The sequence below is a fragment of the Methylovorus glucosotrophus genome (assembly GCF_009858335.1).
GTDB classification, from domain to species: domain Bacteria; phylum Pseudomonadota; class Gammaproteobacteria; order Burkholderiales; family Methylophilaceae; genus Methylovorus; species Methylovorus glucosotrophus.
In genome coordinates this window covers 708,874-727,807 of sequence record NZ_VMSE01000001.1, presented here as the reverse complement: position 1 = coordinate 727,807, position 18,934 = coordinate 708,874, and the positions used below count along the sequence as shown (strand labels likewise).

Annotated in this window: 18 protein-coding genes; 7 read left to right on the top strand and 11 right to left on the bottom strand. The window is 55.5% G+C overall.

Annotated features, from left to right (window positions below; translation table 11 throughout):
• Positions 1–114 precede the first annotated feature (114 nt).
• From FNL37_RS03425 to cysS, 6 genes are all read right to left on the bottom strand, one after another.
• Positions 115–447: a P-II family nitrogen regulator gene (locus FNL37_RS03425; RefSeq protein WP_013442967.1), complete on the bottom strand. Its 333-nt coding sequence runs from the start codon at positions 445–447 to the stop codon at positions 115–117.
• 10 nt (positions 448–457) lie between these two features.
• Positions 458–3,553: an efflux RND transporter permease subunit gene (locus tag FNL37_RS03420; RefSeq protein ID WP_159355145.1), complete on the bottom strand. Its 3,096-nt coding sequence runs from the start codon at positions 3,551–3,553 to the stop codon at positions 458–460.
• A 3-nt stretch (positions 3,554–3,556) separates the two neighbouring features.
• Positions 3,557–4,726 (bottom strand): efflux RND transporter periplasmic adaptor subunit, encoded by a 1,170-nt coding sequence (locus FNL37_RS03415; RefSeq protein WP_159355144.1) that lies wholly within the window; start codon positions 4,724–4,726, stop codon positions 3,557–3,559.
• Positions 4,726–5,979, bottom strand: a complete 1,254-nt coding sequence (locus FNL37_RS03410; RefSeq protein ID WP_244948189.1) for a TolC family protein — start codon at positions 5,977–5,979, stop codon at positions 4,726–4,728. The genes FNL37_RS03415 and FNL37_RS03410 overlap by 1 nt, the downstream gene beginning before the upstream one ends.
• A 222-nt stretch (positions 5,980–6,201) precedes the next feature.
• Complete coding sequence (locus tag FNL37_RS03405; RefSeq protein ID WP_013442971.1) at positions 6,202–6,489, bottom strand: hypothetical protein; 288 nt, start codon at positions 6,487–6,489, stop codon at positions 6,202–6,204.
• A 42-nt stretch (positions 6,490–6,531) separates the two neighbouring features.
• On the bottom strand, positions 6,532–7,902 hold the full coding sequence (cysS, locus tag FNL37_RS03400; protein ID WP_159355142.1) for a cysteine--tRNA ligase: 1,371 nt from the start codon (positions 7,900–7,902) through the stop codon (positions 6,532–6,534).
• A gap of 142 nt (positions 7,903–8,044) precedes the next feature.
• Here cysS and FNL37_RS03395 point away from each other — a divergent pair, with 142 nt between their 5' ends.
• Genes FNL37_RS03395 through FNL37_RS03375 form a run of 5 tightly spaced genes read left to right on the top strand, consistent with a single transcriptional unit; the run spans position 8,045 to position 12,431 of the window.
• Positions 8,045–9,247 (top strand): nuclear transport factor 2 family protein, encoded by a 1,203-nt coding sequence (locus FNL37_RS03395; protein ID WP_159355141.1) that lies wholly within the window; start codon positions 8,045–8,047, stop codon positions 9,245–9,247.
• A gap of 20 nt (positions 9,248–9,267) precedes the next feature.
• Positions 9,268–10,482: a L,D-transpeptidase Cds6 family protein gene (locus tag FNL37_RS03390; protein WP_159355140.1), complete on the top strand. Its 1,215-nt coding sequence runs from the start codon at positions 9,268–9,270 to the stop codon at positions 10,480–10,482.
• Positions 10,483–10,504: 22 nt separating this feature from the next.
• Entirely contained in the window at positions 10,505–11,173 is a 669-nt protein-coding gene (locus FNL37_RS03385; RefSeq protein WP_015830806.1) for a peptidylprolyl isomerase, read from the top strand.
• Positions 11,166–11,657, top strand: coding sequence for a peptidylprolyl isomerase (locus FNL37_RS03380; protein ID WP_013442976.1), 492 nt, complete (start codon positions 11,166–11,168; stop codon positions 11,655–11,657). Before FNL37_RS03385 ends, FNL37_RS03380 begins: the two co-directional genes overlap by 8 nt.
• Before the next feature lie 18 nt (positions 11,658–11,675).
• Positions 11,676–12,431 (top strand): UDP-2,3-diacylglucosamine diphosphatase, encoded by a 756-nt coding sequence (locus tag FNL37_RS03375; protein WP_159355139.1) that lies wholly within the window; start codon positions 11,676–11,678, stop codon positions 12,429–12,431.
• A 24-nt stretch (positions 12,432–12,455) separates the two neighbouring features.
• Here the strand turns inward: FNL37_RS03375 and FNL37_RS03370 are convergent, their stop codons facing one another.
• From FNL37_RS03370 to FNL37_RS03355, 4 genes are all read right to left on the bottom strand, one after another.
• Positions 12,456–13,154: an FHA domain-containing protein gene (locus tag FNL37_RS03370; RefSeq protein ID WP_159355138.1), complete on the bottom strand. Its 699-nt coding sequence runs from the start codon at positions 13,152–13,154 to the stop codon at positions 12,456–12,458.
• 166 nt (positions 13,155–13,320) lie between these two features.
• Positions 13,321–13,797: a transcription antitermination factor NusB gene (gene nusB / locus FNL37_RS03365; RefSeq protein WP_159355137.1), complete on the bottom strand. Its 477-nt coding sequence runs from the start codon at positions 13,795–13,797 to the stop codon at positions 13,321–13,323.
• Positions 13,794–14,243: a 6,7-dimethyl-8-ribityllumazine synthase gene (ribH, locus tag FNL37_RS03360; protein ID WP_013442980.1), complete on the bottom strand. Its 450-nt coding sequence runs from the start codon at positions 14,241–14,243 to the stop codon at positions 13,794–13,796. Before ribH ends, nusB begins: the two co-directional genes overlap by 4 nt.
• Before the next feature lie 213 nt (positions 14,244–14,456).
• Entirely contained in the window at positions 14,457–16,124 is a 1,668-nt protein-coding gene (locus tag FNL37_RS03355) for an OFA family MFS transporter (protein WP_159355136.1), read from the bottom strand.
• A 184-nt stretch (positions 16,125–16,308) separates the two neighbouring features.
• Here FNL37_RS03355 and phoB point away from each other — a divergent pair, with 184 nt between their 5' ends.
• Entirely contained in the window at positions 16,309–16,995 is a 687-nt protein-coding gene (gene phoB, locus FNL37_RS03350; protein WP_013442982.1) for a phosphate regulon transcriptional regulator PhoB, read from the top strand.
• An 88-nt stretch (positions 16,996–17,083) separates the two neighbouring features.
• Positions 17,084–18,418, top strand: coding sequence for a phosphate regulon sensor histidine kinase PhoR (gene phoR / locus FNL37_RS03345; RefSeq protein ID WP_013442983.1), 1,335 nt, complete (start codon positions 17,084–17,086; stop codon positions 18,416–18,418).
• A 33-nt stretch (positions 18,419–18,451) separates the two neighbouring features.
• Here the strand turns inward: phoR and FNL37_RS03340 are convergent, their stop codons facing one another.
• Positions 18,452–18,832 (bottom strand): hypothetical protein, encoded by a 381-nt coding sequence (locus FNL37_RS03340; protein WP_159355135.1) that lies wholly within the window; start codon positions 18,830–18,832, stop codon positions 18,452–18,454.
• Between the last annotated feature and the right edge of the window lie 102 nt (positions 18,833–18,934).

The window sequence follows — 18,934 nt, the reverse complement described above, 5'->3', positions numbered from 1 at the left end:
GATGTGCCCCAAAGAGTACAGGATAAGCCGTCGGCTTAGCAATCATCATGCGGCAGACATGCAAAAGGCCCACAACGGGGCCTTTTGCATGGTGTTACAACGAGAAACGCTTACTCAGCAATCATGGACGATGATCTTTTCCGAGAGGCGTATCATGCGCTCAACCGGAGTCACCCAGACGATACCATCGCCATGCTGACCGGTATGCCCCACTTCCACCAGCACCTGCAGGATACCCTCGACCAGCTCGTCCGGTGCCACCAGCTCAATGCGCACCTTGGGGCTGTAATCGGTCAGCTCTTCGCGCACATTGTGCGTGTTGGACAGATGGTGACCGCAACCATCTGCCTTGCTGACCGTCATGCCGGGGAAACCCTTGATATTGCGCAGGGCGGAGCGAATCTTGGGCAAGCGGTGTGGCTGCACTACAGCTTTAATCTCTTTCATGGTTCACTCCTCATGCTTCAACACGGGGTTCTTCAAACCAGCGATACAGCGTTGGCAATACCACCAGCGTCAGCACGGTGGAGGTGATCAAACCGCCGATCACCACAATTGCCAGCGGCCGCTGGACTTCCGAGCCAGGCCCGGTGGCAAACAGGAAAGGCACCAGACCCAGCATGGCGACCGTGGCGGTCATCATGACCGGACGGAACCGCTGGGCGCAGCCCTGTTTGATGGCTTCCAGCTGTGATTTTCCCTCATCACGCAAACTGCGTATGTAGGACACCAGCACCACCCCGTTCAGCACCGCAATACCCCACAGGGCGATAAAGCCCACCGAGGCAGGGACCGACAGGTATTCGCCCGTCACAAACAGGGCAATCACCCCGCCGATAGAGGCAAATGGCAGCACCAGAATAATCAGCGTGGCAAACCGTACTGACTTGAACAGCAGGAACAGCAGGAAGAAAATCGCGCCGATGGTAATCGGAATAATCACCATCAGATGGCTCATCGCCCGCTCCATGTTCTGGAACTGACCGCCCCAGACAATGTAATAGCCTTCGGGCAATTTGACCTTTGCTTCCACCTTTTGCTGCAACTCGGCGACAAAGCCACCCAGGTCGCGGTCTTTCACGTTAACGCCCACTACAATACGGCGCTTGGCAGACTCGCGGGCAATCTGGGTCGGGCCATCACGCACGGTAATATCCGCCAGATCTTTCAGCGCTACGCGCGAACCGTTGGCCGAGGTCACCATGATGTGGTTGATGGCATCCACATTGTTCCGGAAAGCCTCAGGGAAACGCACCGCAGCTTCAAAGCGGCGCTCGCCCTCGAATACCTCGGTCGCCACCTTGCCGCCAATCGCAGTTTCAATCACATCGTGGATATCCGCCACATTGATGCCGTGACGGGCAATGGCTTCGCGGTCAATATCAATGGTCAGATATTGCTGGCCGGTCATCTTCTCCACCCGCATATCCTGCGCGCCGGGGATTGTGCCGGCAACGCGGGCAATTTCATCCGCCTTGGCTTTGAGCACGCCGATATCCGAACCAAACACCTTGACGGCGACATCGGAACGCACGCCCGTCACCAGCTCGGCTACCCGCGCGGCAATCGGCTGCGACATCACCACCTGGATGCCAGGAATGTGCTTGATCTTCTCGCGGATGGCATCGGCAATGCTGTCCTGATTCCAGCCTTCAGGCCATTCATCACGTGGTTTCAGGCTTACAATCGGCGTGGATTCATTCTGCCCCTGCGGGTCTGCCGGGCTCTCGCCACGGCCCACACCAGACACCACCCCACGCACGCCATCCACCTTGGCAATGCTCGCCAACGCCTCCTGCTCGAGTTTCAGGGATTCTTCCAGCGAAATATTCGGGGTACGGATGATACTAGGCACGATCGAGCCTTCCTTCATCTCGGGAATAAACGCCGTGCCCAACAAGGGGAACAACATCAGGGTACCAACGAACACAGCCCCGGCGATGCCGACGGTCTTCTTGGGGTTGCTGACGGAAGCATCCAGCAGCCGCAGATAAGGCCGCTTCATGGCCTGGATCATGCGCGTATCTTCGCCGCTACCGCCCTTGAGGATGAACGAGCACATGGCCGGCGTCAGCGTCAGTGACAATACCAGCGATACGAACAGCGCAATCGCAATCGTATACGCCAGCGGCGCAAACATCTTGCCCTCCATGCCCTGCAAGGTCATCAGCGGCAGAAACACCAGAATGATGATGCCCACGCCAAACAGCACCGGGGTCGCGACTTCAGCCGCCGCTTCGAATACCACGCGGATCTTGCTTTCATCCTTGCGATGCCCCAGATGGTGGAAAGTATTCTCCACCACTACCACCGAGCCATCGACCATCAAACCAATGGCGATCGCCAGGCCCCCCAGCGACATCAGGTTGGCGGAGATGCCGTAGTAATTCATTGCCATGAAGGTAATCAGCGGCGTCAGGATCAGTGTGCCCACCACAATCAGGCTGGAGCGCACATCCCCCAGGAACAGGAACAGCACGATGATCACCAGAAAAATACCTTCGATCAGCACCTTGGTCACCGTGCTTAATGCGGCATCCACCAGCTCGCTACGGTCGTAAAAAGGCACGATCTGCAAACCACCCGGCAGCATACCTTTGTCGTTGATTTCCTTGACGCGCTCCTTGATGCGGCTGACGACTTCTTTCGCATTGCCGCCACGCATCATCATGACAATACCGCCTACCGACTCGGTCTCGCCATTCTTCAACAGCGCACCGACCCGTACCTCATGGCCCAGTTGCACTTCGGCCACATCCCGCATGTAAACCGGTGTACCGTTCTGCTCCTTGATCACGATACGGCGGATGTCTTCCAGGCTTTTCACCAGACCCACACCACGGATCAGGTACTGCTCGGCGTAATGCGGGAGAATGCCGCCACCGCTATTGGCATTGTTGCGTGCCAGTGCCTGATACACATCGTGCAGTTTCACACCGTAATGGTTCATGCGGTCGGGATTCACCAGCGCCTGGTATTGCTTGACGTAACCGCCTTGTGAATTGATTTCTGCCACACCGGGGATACCGCGCAGCAGAGGCCGCACTACCCAGTCCTGCACCGCGCGACGCTCCATCAGCTCGGAAACGGAAAGCTCCTGCTTGCCATCCGCCGGTTTATCCAGCGTGTACTGGTACACCTCGCCCAGGCCGGTAGAGACGGGCCCCAGCACAGGCGTCACGCCTTCCGGCATGCGTTCCATCACCTCCATCAGACGCTCCATCACCAGCTGGCGCGAGAAGAACACATCGGTGTCGTCAGTGAACACCAGGGTGATCAGCGACAAACCATTCTTGTTGAGGGAGCGCATTTCGGTGAGGCCGGGCAAGCCGGTCATCGACATTTCCAGCGGCACGGTAATGAAGCGCTCGACTTCTTCAGGCGAGCGACCAGTGGCCTGGGTAGCGATTTGCACCTGCACATTGGTCACGTCGGGGAAGGCATCCACCGACAGTTTATTCACTGCAAAAAGACCAGCCACCATCATGGCGAGGGCGAGCACCACCACCACGATGCGCTGTTGCAGCGCAGAGCGTATTAACGACTCAATCATGGTTTACTCCAATTCTTTGCGCTTACGCTCGTTGTTCACGTGGAAAGCACCGTCTGCCACCACGACATCACCGGCAACAACGCCACTTTCGACGGTGGCCATGCCCTGAAACTCTGGGCCCAGCACGACTTCACGCAAGCGGAATTTGTTAGGCGCGATCTGCACGAATACATGGTCACGATCATTTTCACGCACGATGCCTTGCATGGGCACAGCGAGCTTGGGCGTAGGCAACGACTGCACCACCATGGAAACCAGCATATCGGGCTTGATGGTATCGTCCGCGTTTTCCAGGTCGGTACGCACGGTCACGGTCCGGGTTTGCGGATTGACGATGTCGCCGACATAAATAAGCTTGCCCTTGAACTGGCGGTTGTTCAGCGCGGGGATTTCAATCATGACTTCCTCCCCTTCCTGAATCAGGCCCACTTGCTGTTCAGGCACTTCCGCTACCGCCCAGACATGCGACAAATCGGCCACGATAAACAGCTCTTCGGCTGGCTGTACCACCTGACCAAGATTGACCTTGCGGCTGATGATGGTGCCGGCAAGACGTGCCGATACACTGCTGAACGAGTGAATCTGACCCGACTTCGACAACTGGGCAATGGCGGAAGAGCTCATGCCCAGAATCATCAGCTGATCGCGCGCAGCATTGAGCTCTGCCTGCGCAGCGCTCAATTCGGCTTCGCGGCGCTGTACTTCAGCTGCGCTGATCACATCGGCATTCAGCAACAGGCGGGCGCGCTCCACGGCCTTGGTTTGCAGGGAAATCTGCTGCATGGCCTTGATATAAAGCAGTTGATTCTGCGCGAGCTCGGTACTGTTCACCGTGGCCAGCACCTGCCCCTGTTTCACATCCTGGCCCAGCACAACGTCAATATCCGTGATACGACCAGTCACCGAGGCGCCGATACGCGCCATGCGCTGCTCGTCCACCTGCACACTGCCCGGTATGCGCAATGTTTCGCGGATATCGGACATGCCCACCGTTTGCAGCTTGACCTGTTGTTGCAGCGATGGCGTGAGCTCGACAATATTGGGGTCGACCGCTTCGGCGGCCGGTTTTTCCTCTTCAGCAGGTTTACAGCCGACGAGGCTCATGCCCATTAAAAGGCTTAATACCAGAATGCTGGCACGGGTTGTTTTTTGTACTGCGGAATAAGAAACCATTAAGACTTAACCTCCAGAAGTTCAGTGCCAAGCAGACGCTCAATCTCAAGCATCGAGTTAACGTAATCGTAGCGAGCGGCTAGATAATCCTTGCGCACGGCGCGGTAGGTGCGCTGTGCATCCAGGTAATCCAGAATGCCGCGCTCGCCAAAGCGGTAGGCGGATTCGGCCACCTTGAGTGCTGATTCAGCCTGGTTCAAGAGGCCGCTCTCAAAGGAATTCACCTGCCCTTGTGCAATCAGGTAGCGCTGGTAAGCGGAATCCACATCGCGCTGCAAAGAAAGCTCGCGCTCACTCAGTGCTGCCGTTACCTGACGCACACCTGCAGCAGCTTCAGCGATCGGGCCTTGCCGCTGATTCCACACAGGCAAGGGAATCGCCACACCAAGACGGACGGTGGAGTAATCGGGATCCTGCTCAAAGCCACCTTTAAGGGTCAGGCCAGGGTTACGCAGCTTTTCTTCCAGACGAAGGCGTGCCTCGGCAGCTTCACGTATGGCACGAATCTGCGCCAGTTGCGGGCTTTCATCGATTTTCTGGCGGAGTTGCTGGAGCGTAGGCAGGGTATCGGCCAGCGGCAGCTCGCCCTTCACATCAAACTCCATGGGCATGCCGGGGCCCACCAGACCTCGCAAATAGGCTTTGGCTTCGGAGATACGCACCAGGGCAGCCTGATAATCGCGCTCTGCGGCGAGTGCTTCAGTATCGGCCTTGATCAGCTCATACTTGGCCGCTTCGCCAGTATCGACACGCAACTTCACCCGCTCGCGGATTTGTTGCAGCAGATTGCGATCACCTTCTACCAGTCGCAGCACAGCTTGTCGCTGCAGCACGTCGTAAAAGGCAGATTTCACACGCGTCCGCAGCTCAATGCCTGTCAAGGTGCGGCTAACGCCAGCGGCCCGGACATTGGACTCGGCCATTTCACGACGGGCACCTCTCACACCAGGAAACTCCAGCGGCTGCGAAATGCCGACATCCCACTTGGTGCCCACCTCATTTGAGCCAGTGCGGCTTCGGCTTGGCCCACCAGCGACTTCAAACTCAGGGTTGATGTAAGCCGTGGCGGTGGTCACTGCGGCGTTAGCAGCATCTTGCTGTGCCTGAGACATGGCCATGACCGGATTTTGCGCCATGGCATTGTCCAGAACATCACGTAATCCCAGTTCGGTTTGTGCTTGGGCAATGCTGCCATATAAGGCCATCGCCAACGTCAGGCTAATGATCAGACTCTTGTTTTTTATATTCGCCATCGACGAACCCCCTGCACCATGATGGTGCTTGATACTCATGTTTTGTGTATTCATAGCTTCCGTGTCTTCATTACTGAGGCTAATGACAACTGCAACAGTAATACAAAAATGCGGCCACAATAAGCCTTGGTGTTGATATCAACACGCTCGAGACAGGCGCAACCGTTTGCAAACCGTTAATTGGTTAGCAAAGGTTACGCCAACCTTGTACAGGTTGGGGATTTAAAGCAGAGGGGGTCGGAGGAACCGGGTGATAGGGGGAGAAATGTAAAGGTTGCTCAGGGCAGCGCTGGTTGCCGTCACTGCCACATAAAGAGCGGTGGGCTGCAAGGGAATCACGACAGGATCATTGAAATCCAGCTTGTCGTCACTGCCGACTTGAGGAGCATCGTTGAACACCACCGCCACATCGTCATAGTCCATTTCATAGGCGTAATCAGCCTGTTGTGAAAACAGGCTGAAGCAGAGCACGAGGCTCAGGATTACCAGAATGGACTTGCGTAAGGTCATGCTGCGATTATATCTCTATTTTTCCGTAAACTTGCCAATGGATCAGGCACGACGCCAAGTGGTGCCCTGTGGACTATCTTCCAGCAGGATGCCCTCATCGGCCAGTTGCTTGCGTATGCGATCCGCCTCGGCAAAGTTTTTCGATTGCCGGGCTTGCAGGCGCAATTGTATGAATTGCTCAATCTCATCCGCAGAGCGTCCTTGTGCAGACTCGCCTCCCTGCAGAAAAGTTTCAGGATCGCGTTCCAATAACCCCAATAAACCGGCAAGCGCCTTGAGCAGTGCAGCGTCAGCCAGTGACGCAGTCCGGTTAACCTCGCTCGCCAGCTCAAACAGGACGGCAAAAGCTTCTGAAGTGTTGAAGTCATCGTCCATGGCTGCCTTGAAACGAGCCGCCTGTGGCTGCTGCCAATCGATGGTGAATGTCGGCAATGCCAGCCCGCGCAGGGCGGTATAAAGGCGGGTCAGGGCCTGGCGCGCATCATCCAGATGATGATCGGAATAATTCAACGGGCTACGGTATTGCGCGCGCAGAATGAAAAAGCGCACGACCTCGGCATCATATTTTTCCAGGACCTGGCGTATCGTGAAGAAATTGCCCAGTGATTTGGACATTTTTTCATCGTCCACGCGGATGAAGCCGTTATGCATCCAGTAATTGACAAAGGTGCAGCCATTGGCCGCCTCTGACTGGGCAATTTCATTTTCATGGTGCGGGAACTGCAGATCCTGTCCGCCGCCGTGGATGTCAAAATGCGGGCCCAGATGGCAGGCGCCCATGGCGGAGCACTCGATATGCCAGCCTGGCCTACCCTTGCCCCAGGGCGAATCCCAGCTCGGCTCGCCGGGTTTGGCTGCTTTCCACAGCACAAAGTCCATGGGGTCACGTTTGTATTGGTCAATTTCGACGCGCTCGCCCGCACGCAGGTCTTCGAGTGACTTCCCCGAGAGCTTGCCATAGCCCGCAAAGCTGGAGACGGAATAAAACACATCGCCATTGTCCGCAGGATAGGCAAAGCCTTTTTCAATCAGGGCGGCAATCATATCCAGCATGCCGGTAATATGCTCTGTGGCCTTGGGCTCCAGATCCGGGCGCATCACGCCCAGGCGCGCGGCATCCTCATCCATGGCGGTAATAAAACGGCTGGTGAGGGCCTGGATGGATTCGCCATTCTCCTGGGCACGCTTGATGATCTTGTCATCGATATCCGTAATATTGCGCACATAGGTAACGTCATACCCCGATGTGCGCAGCCAGCGGTTCACCATATCAAACACCACCATCACACGGGCATGCCCCAGGTGGCAATAATCGTAGACCGTCATGCCACACACATACATGCTCACTTTGCCAGCGACAATAGGCACAAATGTCTGTTTTTCACGAGCCAGGGAATTGTAGATTTTTAACATGGTATGATGGCGCTCGAATCCAAGGTCATCATCAGGCAGCATACTGAGGTAAATCAACGGTCTGCATGGCGAGCTATTGGAGGTTGAACCTGCTATTGATAGAATTGTTGCACTGAAAAGAAATCGCGAAAAGTATAACACAATGCCTGCCCTGCGCACTTTACCCCCCCTGTTTGTTGTACTGGCATTGATCCTTCCTGTCGCCGCTCAGGCTGACGAACTCAAAGACATTAGCCAGCTGGCGCAACTTGGCCAGGCCCCTCAGGCCCTGACCAAGCTCAATGCCTACATCGCCAAGAATCCCAAGAGTGTGGACGCGCTCTTTTTGCGGGGTGTCATTCTCACCGATAGCGGAAAACGCGACGAGGCCATGAAGGCTTTTACCGAGATGACGGAAAAATATCCTGCATTGCCAGAGCCTTATAACAACCTGGCAGTGCTGTACGCCGAGCGCGGAGAATATGACAAGGCGCGCCAGGCCCTTGAAAGCGCGATCAAAACGCATCCCAGCTATGCCACCGCCCATGAAAATCTGGGTGACATCTACGCCCGCATGGCCTCACAGGCATATGACAAGGCTCTGCAACTGGATAATGGCAATGCCCGCCCACAGAGCAAACTGGCCTTGATCAAGTCACTGTCCACATCTGCGCCTCCCACCCAGTTGGCAAGTCAGTCCAATTCGGCAACCAGCTTTGTATTAGCGCCGGCTCCGTTGGTCAATCTGGGCAACGGCCAAGTACGGGCGCTGGAACAGACCAAGCCAGTGGTGAAATACGAAATACCGGCAAAACCGGACACCACCTCCAGACCTGCCTCCGTGGTGACGGAGATCAAGACACCCGATGCCAAACCAGCGGCTCCCAAGCCTGAGATGCCAGTCGAGACTCCGCCCAAACCAACGCCCGTGCCGCCCAAGACTGCGGAAACCAGCAAGCCAGCCGCCGAGCCAGCCAAACCTCAGGATCAGGCTAAATCCGGTAGCAATAAATCAGCTGGCAATCTGGATGAGCAAGCCATAGAGCAAGCCGTGCGTCAGTGGGCAAAAGCCTGGTCCGATAAAAATGTGCCGGCTTATCTGGCGAGTTATGGCGCGAGCTTCAAGACTCCGGATGGACAATCGCGCCAGGAGTGGGAAAAAACCCGCAAGCAACGCATCAGCGCACCCGCCAGTATTTCAGTGGAAGTCAGCAACCTGCGCTTCAAGCAGGATGGTGACCTGGTACGCGCCAGCTTCAAGCAAAGCTACCGCGCAGGTGGCACTGCCATGCGCACCAGCAAAACACTGGTACTGAAAAAAGGCGGCAATCGCTGGCTGATCGAACAGGAGCTGACCGACCGCTAGCCGCCGGTGACTGATACTGCATGAATACGATCAAAACCTTCTTACAGATACTGCTCATGGCCTCCATCATGGTGCCCTGGAATGTGCCTGCGCTGGATAGACTGGACTACACAGGCACACTCAGCAATAGCAGTTTCGGCCCGAATTACCCGGAAAGCCTGGTTGTGAAGGGCTTGTTGCAGATCACGCGTGGTCAGTTGCAGCAGGCCTTGAACACGGTGGATGAGCTCATCTCGATTGCGCCTAACTTCAAACTGGCCTATCTGATACGCGGCGACCTGTTGATGGCCAAGTCCCAGCAACTGGAAGGCTTTGGCAACACGCCACAAAACAATCCAAGCTCGGTGGAGGATTTCAAGGCCGAAGCACGCATGCGTATTGAGCGCTATCTGGAAAGCCACGCCCCCCAGGGCATTCCCGAACCGTTGTGGCAAATCGACCCCACGCAAAAATACGTCATCGTGGTGGATGCCGATAAATCACGACTTTATCTCTATCAGAATATTGGCGGCAAACCGACATACGTCGCGGACTATTACGTGACCATCGGCCGTAATGGCAGCGAGAAATCCAGCGAGGGCGACAAGCGCACCCCCCTGGGCGTTTATACCGCCAGCAGCAAATTGACCAGCAAACTGCCTGATTTTTACGGCAGAGCCGCTTATCCCCTCAGCTATCCAAATGAGTGGGACAGGCAGCAAGGCAAAAAGGGTCACGGCATCTGGCTGCATGGCACGCCCAGCAACACCTACAGCCGTCCGCCACGCGCCAGCGATGGCTGCGTCGTGATTTCCAATCCTGACCTGGAAACCCTGGGGCCGATATTGCAGCAAGGGGGCACGCCATTCATCATCGTCTCCCAGCTGAAATGGGTTACCCAGGCAGCGCCTGAACAACCCCAGCTGCAAAAGGCGCTGGACCAATGGCGCCAGGACTGGCAAGCACAAGATACCGACCGCTATCTCAGCCATTATTCGGATCGGTTTTTCAGCCAGACCAGCGACATCAATGGCTGGTCACGCGAGAAGCGCCGCATCCAGTCTGACAAGAAGCCCGTCAGCATCGTGCTATCCAATATCAGCATGATCCGCTATCCTAATAGCCAAATTCCAATGGCAGTAGTCAGTTTTGATCAGGAATTCAAAAGTGAATTCCTGGACAGCCGCATGCGGAAACGCCAGTACTGGATCTACGAAGGACAGCGCTGGAAAATATTATACGAAGGGGCAGCTTGACCCTTTCAGAGGAGCCTGATCAATGCAAACACGATGGGAAGCGTGGCTATTCCTTTTTCTATTAATGTTGACGCCTGCCGCCATGGCCGACGGCGTTCACAGCCAAAAACCGCAACTGGAGTTTCAAACCAATCTGGGCAGCTTTATTGTTGAGCTGTATCCTGACCGCGCGCCCAAGACTGTCGCCAACTTCATGCAATACGTGCAGAGCGGCTTTTATACGGGCACCATGTTCCATCGCATCATTGACCGCTTTATGGTGCAAGGCGGAGGTTTCGCCGTGGACTTTCAGGAGAAAAGCACCTACAACCCGATTGAGAACGAAGCCAACAATGGTCTGAAAAACGAGCCAGGCACCTTGGCCATGGCCCGTGCATTTGACCCGAATTCGGCGCGTTCCCAGTTTTTCATCAATCTTTCGGACAATAAATTTCTCAACTTCTACAAACCTGACCCGGCTTATTTTGGTTACTGCGTGTTTGGCAAAGTCATTCGCGGCATGTCCATCGTGGAAAAGATGGCCAAAATCCCCACCAGAAGCGTAGGCAAGTTTGACAATGTTCCGGTTGAAAACGTGGTGATTGAAAAAGTCACCACGCTGGATACCCCTGTGGAGCCTGAACAGCCCGTGCGCGCAGTGCCCACCACCCCCTCTTCAAAACCTGCACTTAAAGGAAAAAAACGTGGTTAAACTTCATACCAACTTTGGTGAAATCACTCTGGAACTGGATGCGGAAAAAGCACCGGCAACCGTTGCCAACTTTCTGGAATACGTGGAAAGCGGCTTTTACAACAACACCATTTTCCATCGCGTGATTGATGGTTTCATGATTCAGGGTGGCGGCTTTGAGCCCAGCATGAGCCAGAAGCCAACCAATGCCCCGATCAAGAACGAAGCCAACAATGGCTTGGTGAACAAGGCCTATACCATTGCCATGGCCCGCACCCCGAATCCGGATTCGGCAAGCAGCCAGTTCTTCATCAACGTGGCAGACAATGACTTCCTGAACTTCACCTCGCCAACCGCCCAAGGCTGGGGTTACTGTGTATTTGGCAAGGTAACGGCCGGTACTGAAGTGATCGACAAGATCAAAAAGGTAAAGACCGGTAGCCGCAATGGTCACCAGGATGTGCCCGTGGAAAGCGTCATTATCGAGCGCGCCGAAGTCGTTTAATTCAGGCGCCCCACCCTGATGTCAGATGGAAATGCATTGAGCGCTACCCTGCCGTATAGCCTGTTCATTTCCGATCTGCATCTATGCGATGCCCGGCCGGAAATCAGCCGGGCATTTTTGCATCTGCTGCAAGGCGAAGCCCGCCATGCCGAGCGGCTTTATATTCTGGGCGATCTGTTCGAATACTGGGCGGGCGATGATGAGGTCAACGATCCGCATCACCAGACCATCATTCACGGACTGCGCGCACTCACGCAATCCGGCACCGCATGCTACTTCATGCATGGCAATCGTGACTTTCTGATCGGCGAGCGCTTTGTTGAAGCGTCTGGCGTGACGCTGTTGGCAGATCCCGTGTTGCATGAACTTTATGGCAAGCGCGTCTTGCTGAGCCATGGTGATCTGCTGTGTACCGACGATGTGGCCTATCAGGAGTTTCGTCAGCTGGTGCGCAAACTGGACTGGCAGCAGGTTTTTCTGCAACAGCCCCTGGCAACACGCAAAATGCAGATTGAAGCCATACGCATGCGCAGCGAATCCGAAAAATCCATCAAGCAGGCTGACATCATGGATGTCAATGATGAGGCCGTTGCTGCTTTATTCTCTGATTGGGCATATCCCGAATTACTGATTCATGGCCATACCCATCGCCCTGCTTGCCATCAGCTCACGCTGCATGGACACAGTTGTCAGCGCTGGGTATTGGGCGACTGGTATGAACAGGGCAGCTATCTGCGCCTGGACGCCACAGGCTGCAACAGCAGCCTGCTCTAACTAACAACCGCCGGGCTTGCAGGCTTAAAGCGCGGTTTCATCCGCAGCCAGATAAAACTCCATTTTTACGCCATCGTAGGCGATCAGATCATGATCCTGCAGTTGCAGGCCTGGCTCGCCCGCCATATTGCCCGCTAGCGGGCGACCATTCACCGTCAGTGACTCGCCACCTTCCACAGGCTGAATCCGGTAATCAGCTCCATCCTGCAAGATCATCGCCACGGGCATATCGGAGCTACCCAGGTGGGTGACAGCCTGGTTCAGCAAAATATCCTTGCCGAAATCCGGGCCACTAATGACATAGAGCCGACCCGCGCAGGTGCCTGCCGACGCGGCCCTCTCCCCGGACGGCCATACACGAGAAAATGGATGTGATTCATCTGCCTCAGGCGCAACCGCTGAGGCATCAACGGGAACAGGATTGCCGGAGGCGGCTGCCTCGTCCCAATAGCGCAATTGGTAGTGCCCCAGCATGATGATGTCGCCATGCTGCAATACATGCTGCTTCACGCGCACTCCATTAATCATGGTACCGTTTGTACTATCCAGATCCTGCAACAAGGCATTCCGGCCGATCGACATGACTTGAGCATGCTCGCCACTGATCATGAGATTATCGATGGCAATGTCGTTGTCCCGACGGCGGCCAATCCGCAGCAACGGTTTGTCCAGGGGATATTCGCCGAGCAGATTGCCATCCAGAGAGAAGAGCAGCTTTGCCATGTGAAATTTTCCAAATCTGCGGGCCAGGAATTAAGGATGGGAAATACAGCAGCACCCTTTTACTGGTCAGCAGAGGTCTGACCAGGCGCTTGATCTTACATGGGAGACAGGGGAAATTGAAGCTTGGCAGGACGAGATGTGACACGTCCTGCCAAGCGGATGATGACTAGCGGGTGTGACGGCTGACTTCGCCCGGACGGGCTTCGGCAGCCAGCTTGTCGAGCACGCCATTAACGTATTTATGGCCATCGGTGCCGCCATAAATCTTGGCAAGTTCGACGCCTTCATTGATCGCGACGCGATAGGGAATGCTCAGGTCAAAAATCAGCTCATAGGCCGACAGGCAGAGAATGCCATGTTCGATCGGGCTGAGTTCCTGCATGGGTCTATCCACAAACACGGCAATCCGGCGATCCAGCTCTTCGCGCTCCGCCAGCACACCGTCCAGCAATTTGCGCAGGTATTCCTGGTCGGCCTTGTCAAATTCCGGCTCGTCCGCCAGCTCACGCAGGATGGCGCGAAAATCGGCCTGATTCATCAGGTTGCGATAAATGCCTTTCAGGGCCAGTTCGCGCGACTTGCGACGATTTCTCGAGGCTTTTACCGGCTTGGCATCGCTAGGCTTTTGATCGGTATCGCTCATAAAGCCTTCAACAGGTTAACCATCTCAATTGCAACCGCTGCAGCTTCAGCACCCTTGACAGCCACACGCTCCAGCGCCTGCTCGTCATTCTCGGTGGTGAGGATAGCGTTGGCGACAGGAACGCCAGTATTCAGCTGAACCTCGGAAATACCGCGCGCGGATTCATTTGAAACCACTTCAAAGTGATAGGTCTCGCCACGAATAATCGCACCCAGGGCGATAAGGGCATCGTATTTCTGGCTATCTGCCATATGGTGCAATACCAATGGGGTTTCCAGCGCGCCTGGCACGGTTGCCAGGGTAATGGCATCTTCCGCCACGCCACGCTTCAGCAGTTCGGCCTTGCAGGCTGCCAGCAGGCCCTGACCCACATCGCTGTTGAAGCGAGACAGGACAATGCCGATTTGCAAACCGGAACCGTTTAAATCAATCGCGAGTTCTCTCACATTTACTCCACATACTTTAAATTTAGAAAGGCCAAGGCCGAGAATTACGTGATGTCCAATGCTGGATGACGCTATGCCATTGCACTTTAAAGACAAGCACATGCGTCAAACGGGAAAATTAAGGCTGAATTATAGCCTAGCCGCATACGCTTGGGAAACGGCAGCCCGGGCATATGCCCAGGACTGCCGGAGACATGAGGTGAAAACCGTGACTTAGTGGAACAGTGCCCAGGCTTTTTGCAAGGTACTCCAGATGCCATAACTCACCGGAATGCCCACTGCGAGCCAGGCAAATACTGCCAATACGCGTGAACCGCCGCTGGCGGCTTTTGCTTGCGACTCGTTACCTGGGAGCACTTTTTCATGTGCCAGCTTCTTCTCCTCTGCCAGTTCGGCATCGGTCATGAAGTGCTTGCTGGCAACAGGGCGCACCAGCAAATTCGCCACAAAGCCAATCACCAGCATGCCGGCGAGCACATAGAAGATAGGGCCATACACCTGATCAAACGGCACTTGCGCTTCAAGACGCATATCGTGCATGTAGTTGACGATGACTGGCCCGACGATACCGGCTGTAGACCACGCGGTCAGCAGACGGCCATGTATCGCGCCCACGAATTGCGTGCCAAACATATCGGCAAGATAGGCCGGAATGGTGGCAAAGCCGCCGCCGTACATGGAGGCAATAATGCAGAACGCGCCCACGAATACCGCCAGGGACTTGGCACCTGCAGCCCATGCCGCCGCCATGTACATCAGGGCACCGAGGATGAAGAAAATCGAATAGGTGGTTTTGCGTCCCAGCTTGTCCGAAGATGTCGCCCAGGCAAAGCGCCCGAAAATATTGAACAAGGACACCAGACCGACAAAGCCGGCACCGACTGCAGCCAGACTGGCAATCAGGACTTCGTCCTTCTTGATATCGGCAAAGCTCAAGGAGCCCTGGTCAATCAAGGCGCCACCAAAAGTCTCCTGCAGCATAGGCGCCGCAGCCCCGATAATGCCGATACTGGCAGACACATTCATGCACAGGATCAGCCACAACAACCAGAACTGTGGCGTTTTGTGAGCGTGGTTAATATGAACATGGCGCGTGGCGATCATGCCTGAGCTTGCGTTCTTGACGGGTGGCACCCAGTTGGCAGGCTTCCAGTCCGAGGCGGGTACGCGATATCCCAGTGAACCGCAGAGCATGAAGACGGTATAGATCAGCGCGAGCATCACAAAGGTTTGCCAAACGCCGGGCGCTGTTGGCGTGGCAAAATAGCTCATCAGCTTGGTAGCCAACGGCGAACCGATCATGGCGCCGCCGCCAAAGCCCATGATGGCCATGCCGGTTGCCATGCCACGACGATCAGGGAACCACTTGATCAGGGTAGATACTGGCGAAATATAGCCCAGCCCCAGCCCGATGCCACCGATCACCCCCGAGCCCAGCCACATCATCCATAACTGGTGGGTATAGACGCCGAGAGCGGAGATTAACAAGCCGCCACACCAGCAGACAGTGGCCACCAGGCCCGCCTTGCGTGGACCGGCCCGTTCCAGCCAGCCGCCCCACAAGGCAGCGGAACAGCCCAGCAGTACAAAGAACAGGGTGTACATCCAGCCCAGGTCAAACTGGGTCCAATTACAATCCGTGGCAAACAGGGCGCGCCATGTACCGCTCAGTTTGTCCGCTACCGTCACAGCGCCCGCAGCACAGACAGCCAGCGGTTTGCCATCTTCACCTACCAGCGCATTGCCCAACGGCTTCCAGAAAACGGAAAAGCCATAGGCCATGCCGATACATAGATGCACCGCCAGCGCCGCGGGTGGAATAAGCCAGCGGTTAAAATTACCGCCGGTAATAATACGTTCCTTAGAAAGAAATCCAGCCATCTCCGACTCCCTGATTTTTTATTATTTCAAAGATTAATGAGTAACAAATACCTGACAGCCAAGATCATCATATAAAAAAACAGGGTTGGCAATCTGCATTAAAATTCGGGTTTATCAAGTGTCATCAATCTGTCATATTAACGTCATATAGTAAGCAGCACTGCAAAAGCCAAGGATAAATGAAATGCCCGCTAACATATTGATTGTTGAAGATGAACCTGCCATTCAGGAGCTTCTTGCCCTTAATCTGACCCAGGCCGGTCACAACCCGATTCGCGCGCTCAGCGTTGAGCAAGCACAAATGCTGATTCGCGAAGCATTGCCTGATCTGATCATACTGGACTGGATGCTACCGGGCATGAGCGGCATTGAGTTTGCACGCAAGTTAAAGTCGGATGAATTCACCAAGGCTATCCCCATCATCATGCTGACGGCACGCGGCGAAGAAGCCGACAAGGTAAAAGGCCTGGAAGTGGGGGCCGATGACTATGTCACCAAGCCCTTCAGCCCGCGTGAGCTGAATGCCCGTATCAAGGCCGTGTTGCGTCGACGTGCACCGCAGATGACGGATGACCCGATCGAAGTCGGTGGCTTGCGTCTGGACCCGGTAACGCACCGCGTCACCGGCAACGGCACCACGCTGGACCTTGGCCCGACTGAATTCCGCCTGCTGCATTACCTCATGTCAAACCCTGAGCGCGTGCACTCGCGCAGCCAGGTTCTGGACCGCGTGTGGGGCGATCGCGTATTTGTCGAAGACCGCACGGTAGACGTGCATATTCGCCGTCTGCGTCTGGCGCTGGCTGACTCTGGGCACGAAGACCTGATCCAGACCGTCCGCGGTGTTGGCTATCGTTTCTCGGCGCACTAGCTCATAATAACGCTTTGCCAACGTCGCACTTGTCGGGGCTGCCGAATGCTCCAGCAAGTGATTTATTAATTTGTGGAATGGTAGCCGCGTGCACGATATTCGTTGGAGAGCTTTCTGGCTCGGCTTTTTGTTAGTGACCGTCAGCCTGGTGGTGTGGGCTGTCGTCGATGAAATTGCAGCATTACTGGTATTTGGCGTGGGCGTCGTGCTTTACCTCGCCACCCACCTTTACTGGATACACAAACTCCTGCAGTGGTTCAACAAACCCGATCTCGCCACCATGCCGCTGGGCACTGGCATCTGGGAAGATGTATTCGCCGCCATCTACCATCAGCAGCGTCGTTACAGCCGCAGCCAGACCCAGCTGAGCTCGGCGCTCGATCGCTTTCGTCATGCCGCCAGCGCCCTGCCAGATGGCGTGGTGCTGTTGAATGGCCATGACCTGATCGAGTGGTGCAACCCGCCTGCGGAACGGCACCTTGGCCTTTCCATGAAGCAGGACGTCGGCCAGCCTATCAGTTATCTGGTGCGTAGCAGTGACTTCATCAGCTACCTCGATTCACACAACTACACCGACCCGATCAAACTCAAGTCCTGGCGACTCGCCGATACCACCCTTGAATTGCAGATCATCCCGTTCGGCATCAACCAGAAACTGCTGATCAGTCGCGATATCAGCCAGCTGGAAAAAGTCGAGCACATGCGGCGCGATTTCATTGCCAATGTCTCCCATGAGTTGCGCACACCTTTGACGGTAGTAGGCGGCTTTCTGGAAACACTGAGCGACATGGATGGCGCGGTACCCGATAGCACGCGCAGCTACTTTGACATGATGCAGGAGCAGACAGGCCGCATGCGCAGGCTGGTGGAAGACCTGCTGACCTTGTCGCAACTGGAAAATAGCCCCACCATCCCGCAGGATACCGAAATTGATATCAATGCCCTGCTGAGCATGGTGATGAACGAAGCGCGTGGCCTCAGCAATGATCGCCATACCATCACCCTGGAGGCGGACACCACGCTGAACCTGACAGGTGCGTTGGAGGAACTGCACAGCGCTCTGGGCAATCTGGTGAGCAATGCCATTCGCTATACACCAACGGGTGGCAGCATTCATATCAGCTGGAAGACGCGTGGCACCGATGGCGTATTCAGCGTCAAGGACACCGGGCTGGGGATTGAACAACAGCACATCGACCGGCTGACTGAACGCTTTTACCGGGTAGACCGTAGCCGCTCCCGCGAGACCGGGGGCACGGGTCTGGGGCTTTCCATCGTCAAGCATATCCTGACGCGCCACCAGGCAAGATTGGATATTGAAAGCGAATTCGGCAAAGGCAGTACCTTCAGCGCCGTATTCCCCAAGGCGCGCCTGGTGCACAAAACCAGCTCCCCATCAAATCAAGCAGCCCGCACCGCCTGACCCGCTGCAAAACGGGCATCGCCCGAGCGCAGCTTAATCCACGACAGGCGGCAACGGTTTTCTGTTGCCGGTGACATTCCCTGCATCTGGACTGGCCTTGGACTTTGGCAAGGCTGGCTGCAAACTCGGCACCACCTCAATACTGTTCTTGCGCATCACAACCGGCGGACCACCCTCACTTGGCAATGGCACCACCAGCGTACGTGGCTCCAGACTCTCGGGTGGCAACACAATCACCGGTGACAGGCGCGAGCGGGTATTCAGTTGGGCAGGCGGGCTGACAGCCACACCGGAGGATGCATTATTACTATTGGATAATGCCGGAATAGCACCCAGCGTGCTCTCTTCCGCCATCGATTGACCAACAGGGATGAACACCATGCTGGCCAGCAAGAGTCGGGCAAACCTGGTCATTGCAACTCCTTCACCTGTATCAGTTCAAGCTACTATACGCTGGCAAAGCGCCCTGTAAACCCTAAACTTTCCCGCATAACTCACAATAAAAAAGCGCAAGGC

What these genes read in the sequence shown, in the direction of transcription:
- FNL37_RS03425 (WP_013442967.1), bottom strand. Translation starts at nt 447, where the DNA reads ATGAAAGAGATTAAAGCTGTAGTGCAGCCACACCGCTTGCCCAAGATT.
- FNL37_RS03420 (WP_159355145.1), bottom strand. Translation starts at nt 3,553, where the DNA reads ATGATTGAGTCGTTAATACGCTCTGCGCTGCAACAGCGCATCGTGGTG.
- FNL37_RS03415 (WP_159355144.1), bottom strand. Translation starts at nt 4,726, where the DNA reads ATGGTTTCTTATTCCGCAGTACAAAAAACAACCCGTGCCAGCATTCTG.
- FNL37_RS03410 (WP_244948189.1), bottom strand. Translation starts at nt 5,979, where the DNA reads ATGGCGAATATAAAAAACAAGAGTCTGATCATTAGCCTGACGTTGGCG.
- FNL37_RS03405 (WP_013442971.1), bottom strand. Translation starts at nt 6,489, where the DNA reads ATGACCTTACGCAAGTCCATTCTGGTAATCCTGAGCCTCGTGCTCTGC.
- cysS (WP_159355142.1), bottom strand. Translation starts at nt 7,902, where the DNA reads ATGTTAAAAATCTACAATTCCCTGGCTCGTGAAAAACAGACATTTGTG.
- FNL37_RS03395 (WP_159355141.1), top strand. Translation starts at nt 8,045, where the DNA reads ATGCCTGCCCTGCGCACTTTACCCCCCCTGTTTGTTGTACTGGCATTG.
- FNL37_RS03390 (WP_159355140.1), top strand. Translation starts at nt 9,268, where the DNA reads ATGAATACGATCAAAACCTTCTTACAGATACTGCTCATGGCCTCCATC.
- FNL37_RS03385 (WP_015830806.1), top strand. Translation starts at nt 10,505, where the DNA reads ATGCAAACACGATGGGAAGCGTGGCTATTCCTTTTTCTATTAATGTTG.
- FNL37_RS03375 (WP_159355139.1), top strand. Translation starts at nt 11,676, where the DNA reads ATGTCAGATGGAAATGCATTGAGCGCTACCCTGCCGTATAGCCTGTTC.
- FNL37_RS03370 (WP_159355138.1), bottom strand. Translation starts at nt 13,154, where the DNA reads ATGGCAAAGCTGCTCTTCTCTCTGGATGGCAATCTGCTCGGCGAATAT.
- nusB (WP_159355137.1), bottom strand. Translation starts at nt 13,797, where the DNA reads ATGAGCGATACCGATCAAAAGCCTAGCGATGCCAAGCCGGTAAAAGCC.
- FNL37_RS03355 (WP_159355136.1), bottom strand. Translation starts at nt 16,124, where the DNA reads ATGGCTGGATTTCTTTCTAAGGAACGTATTATTACCGGCGGTAATTTT.
- phoB (WP_013442982.1), top strand. Translation starts at nt 16,309, where the DNA reads ATGCCCGCTAACATATTGATTGTTGAAGATGAACCTGCCATTCAGGAG.
- FNL37_RS03340 (WP_159355135.1), bottom strand. Translation starts at nt 18,832, where the DNA reads ATGACCAGGTTTGCCCGACTCTTGCTGGCCAGCATGGTGTTCATCCCT.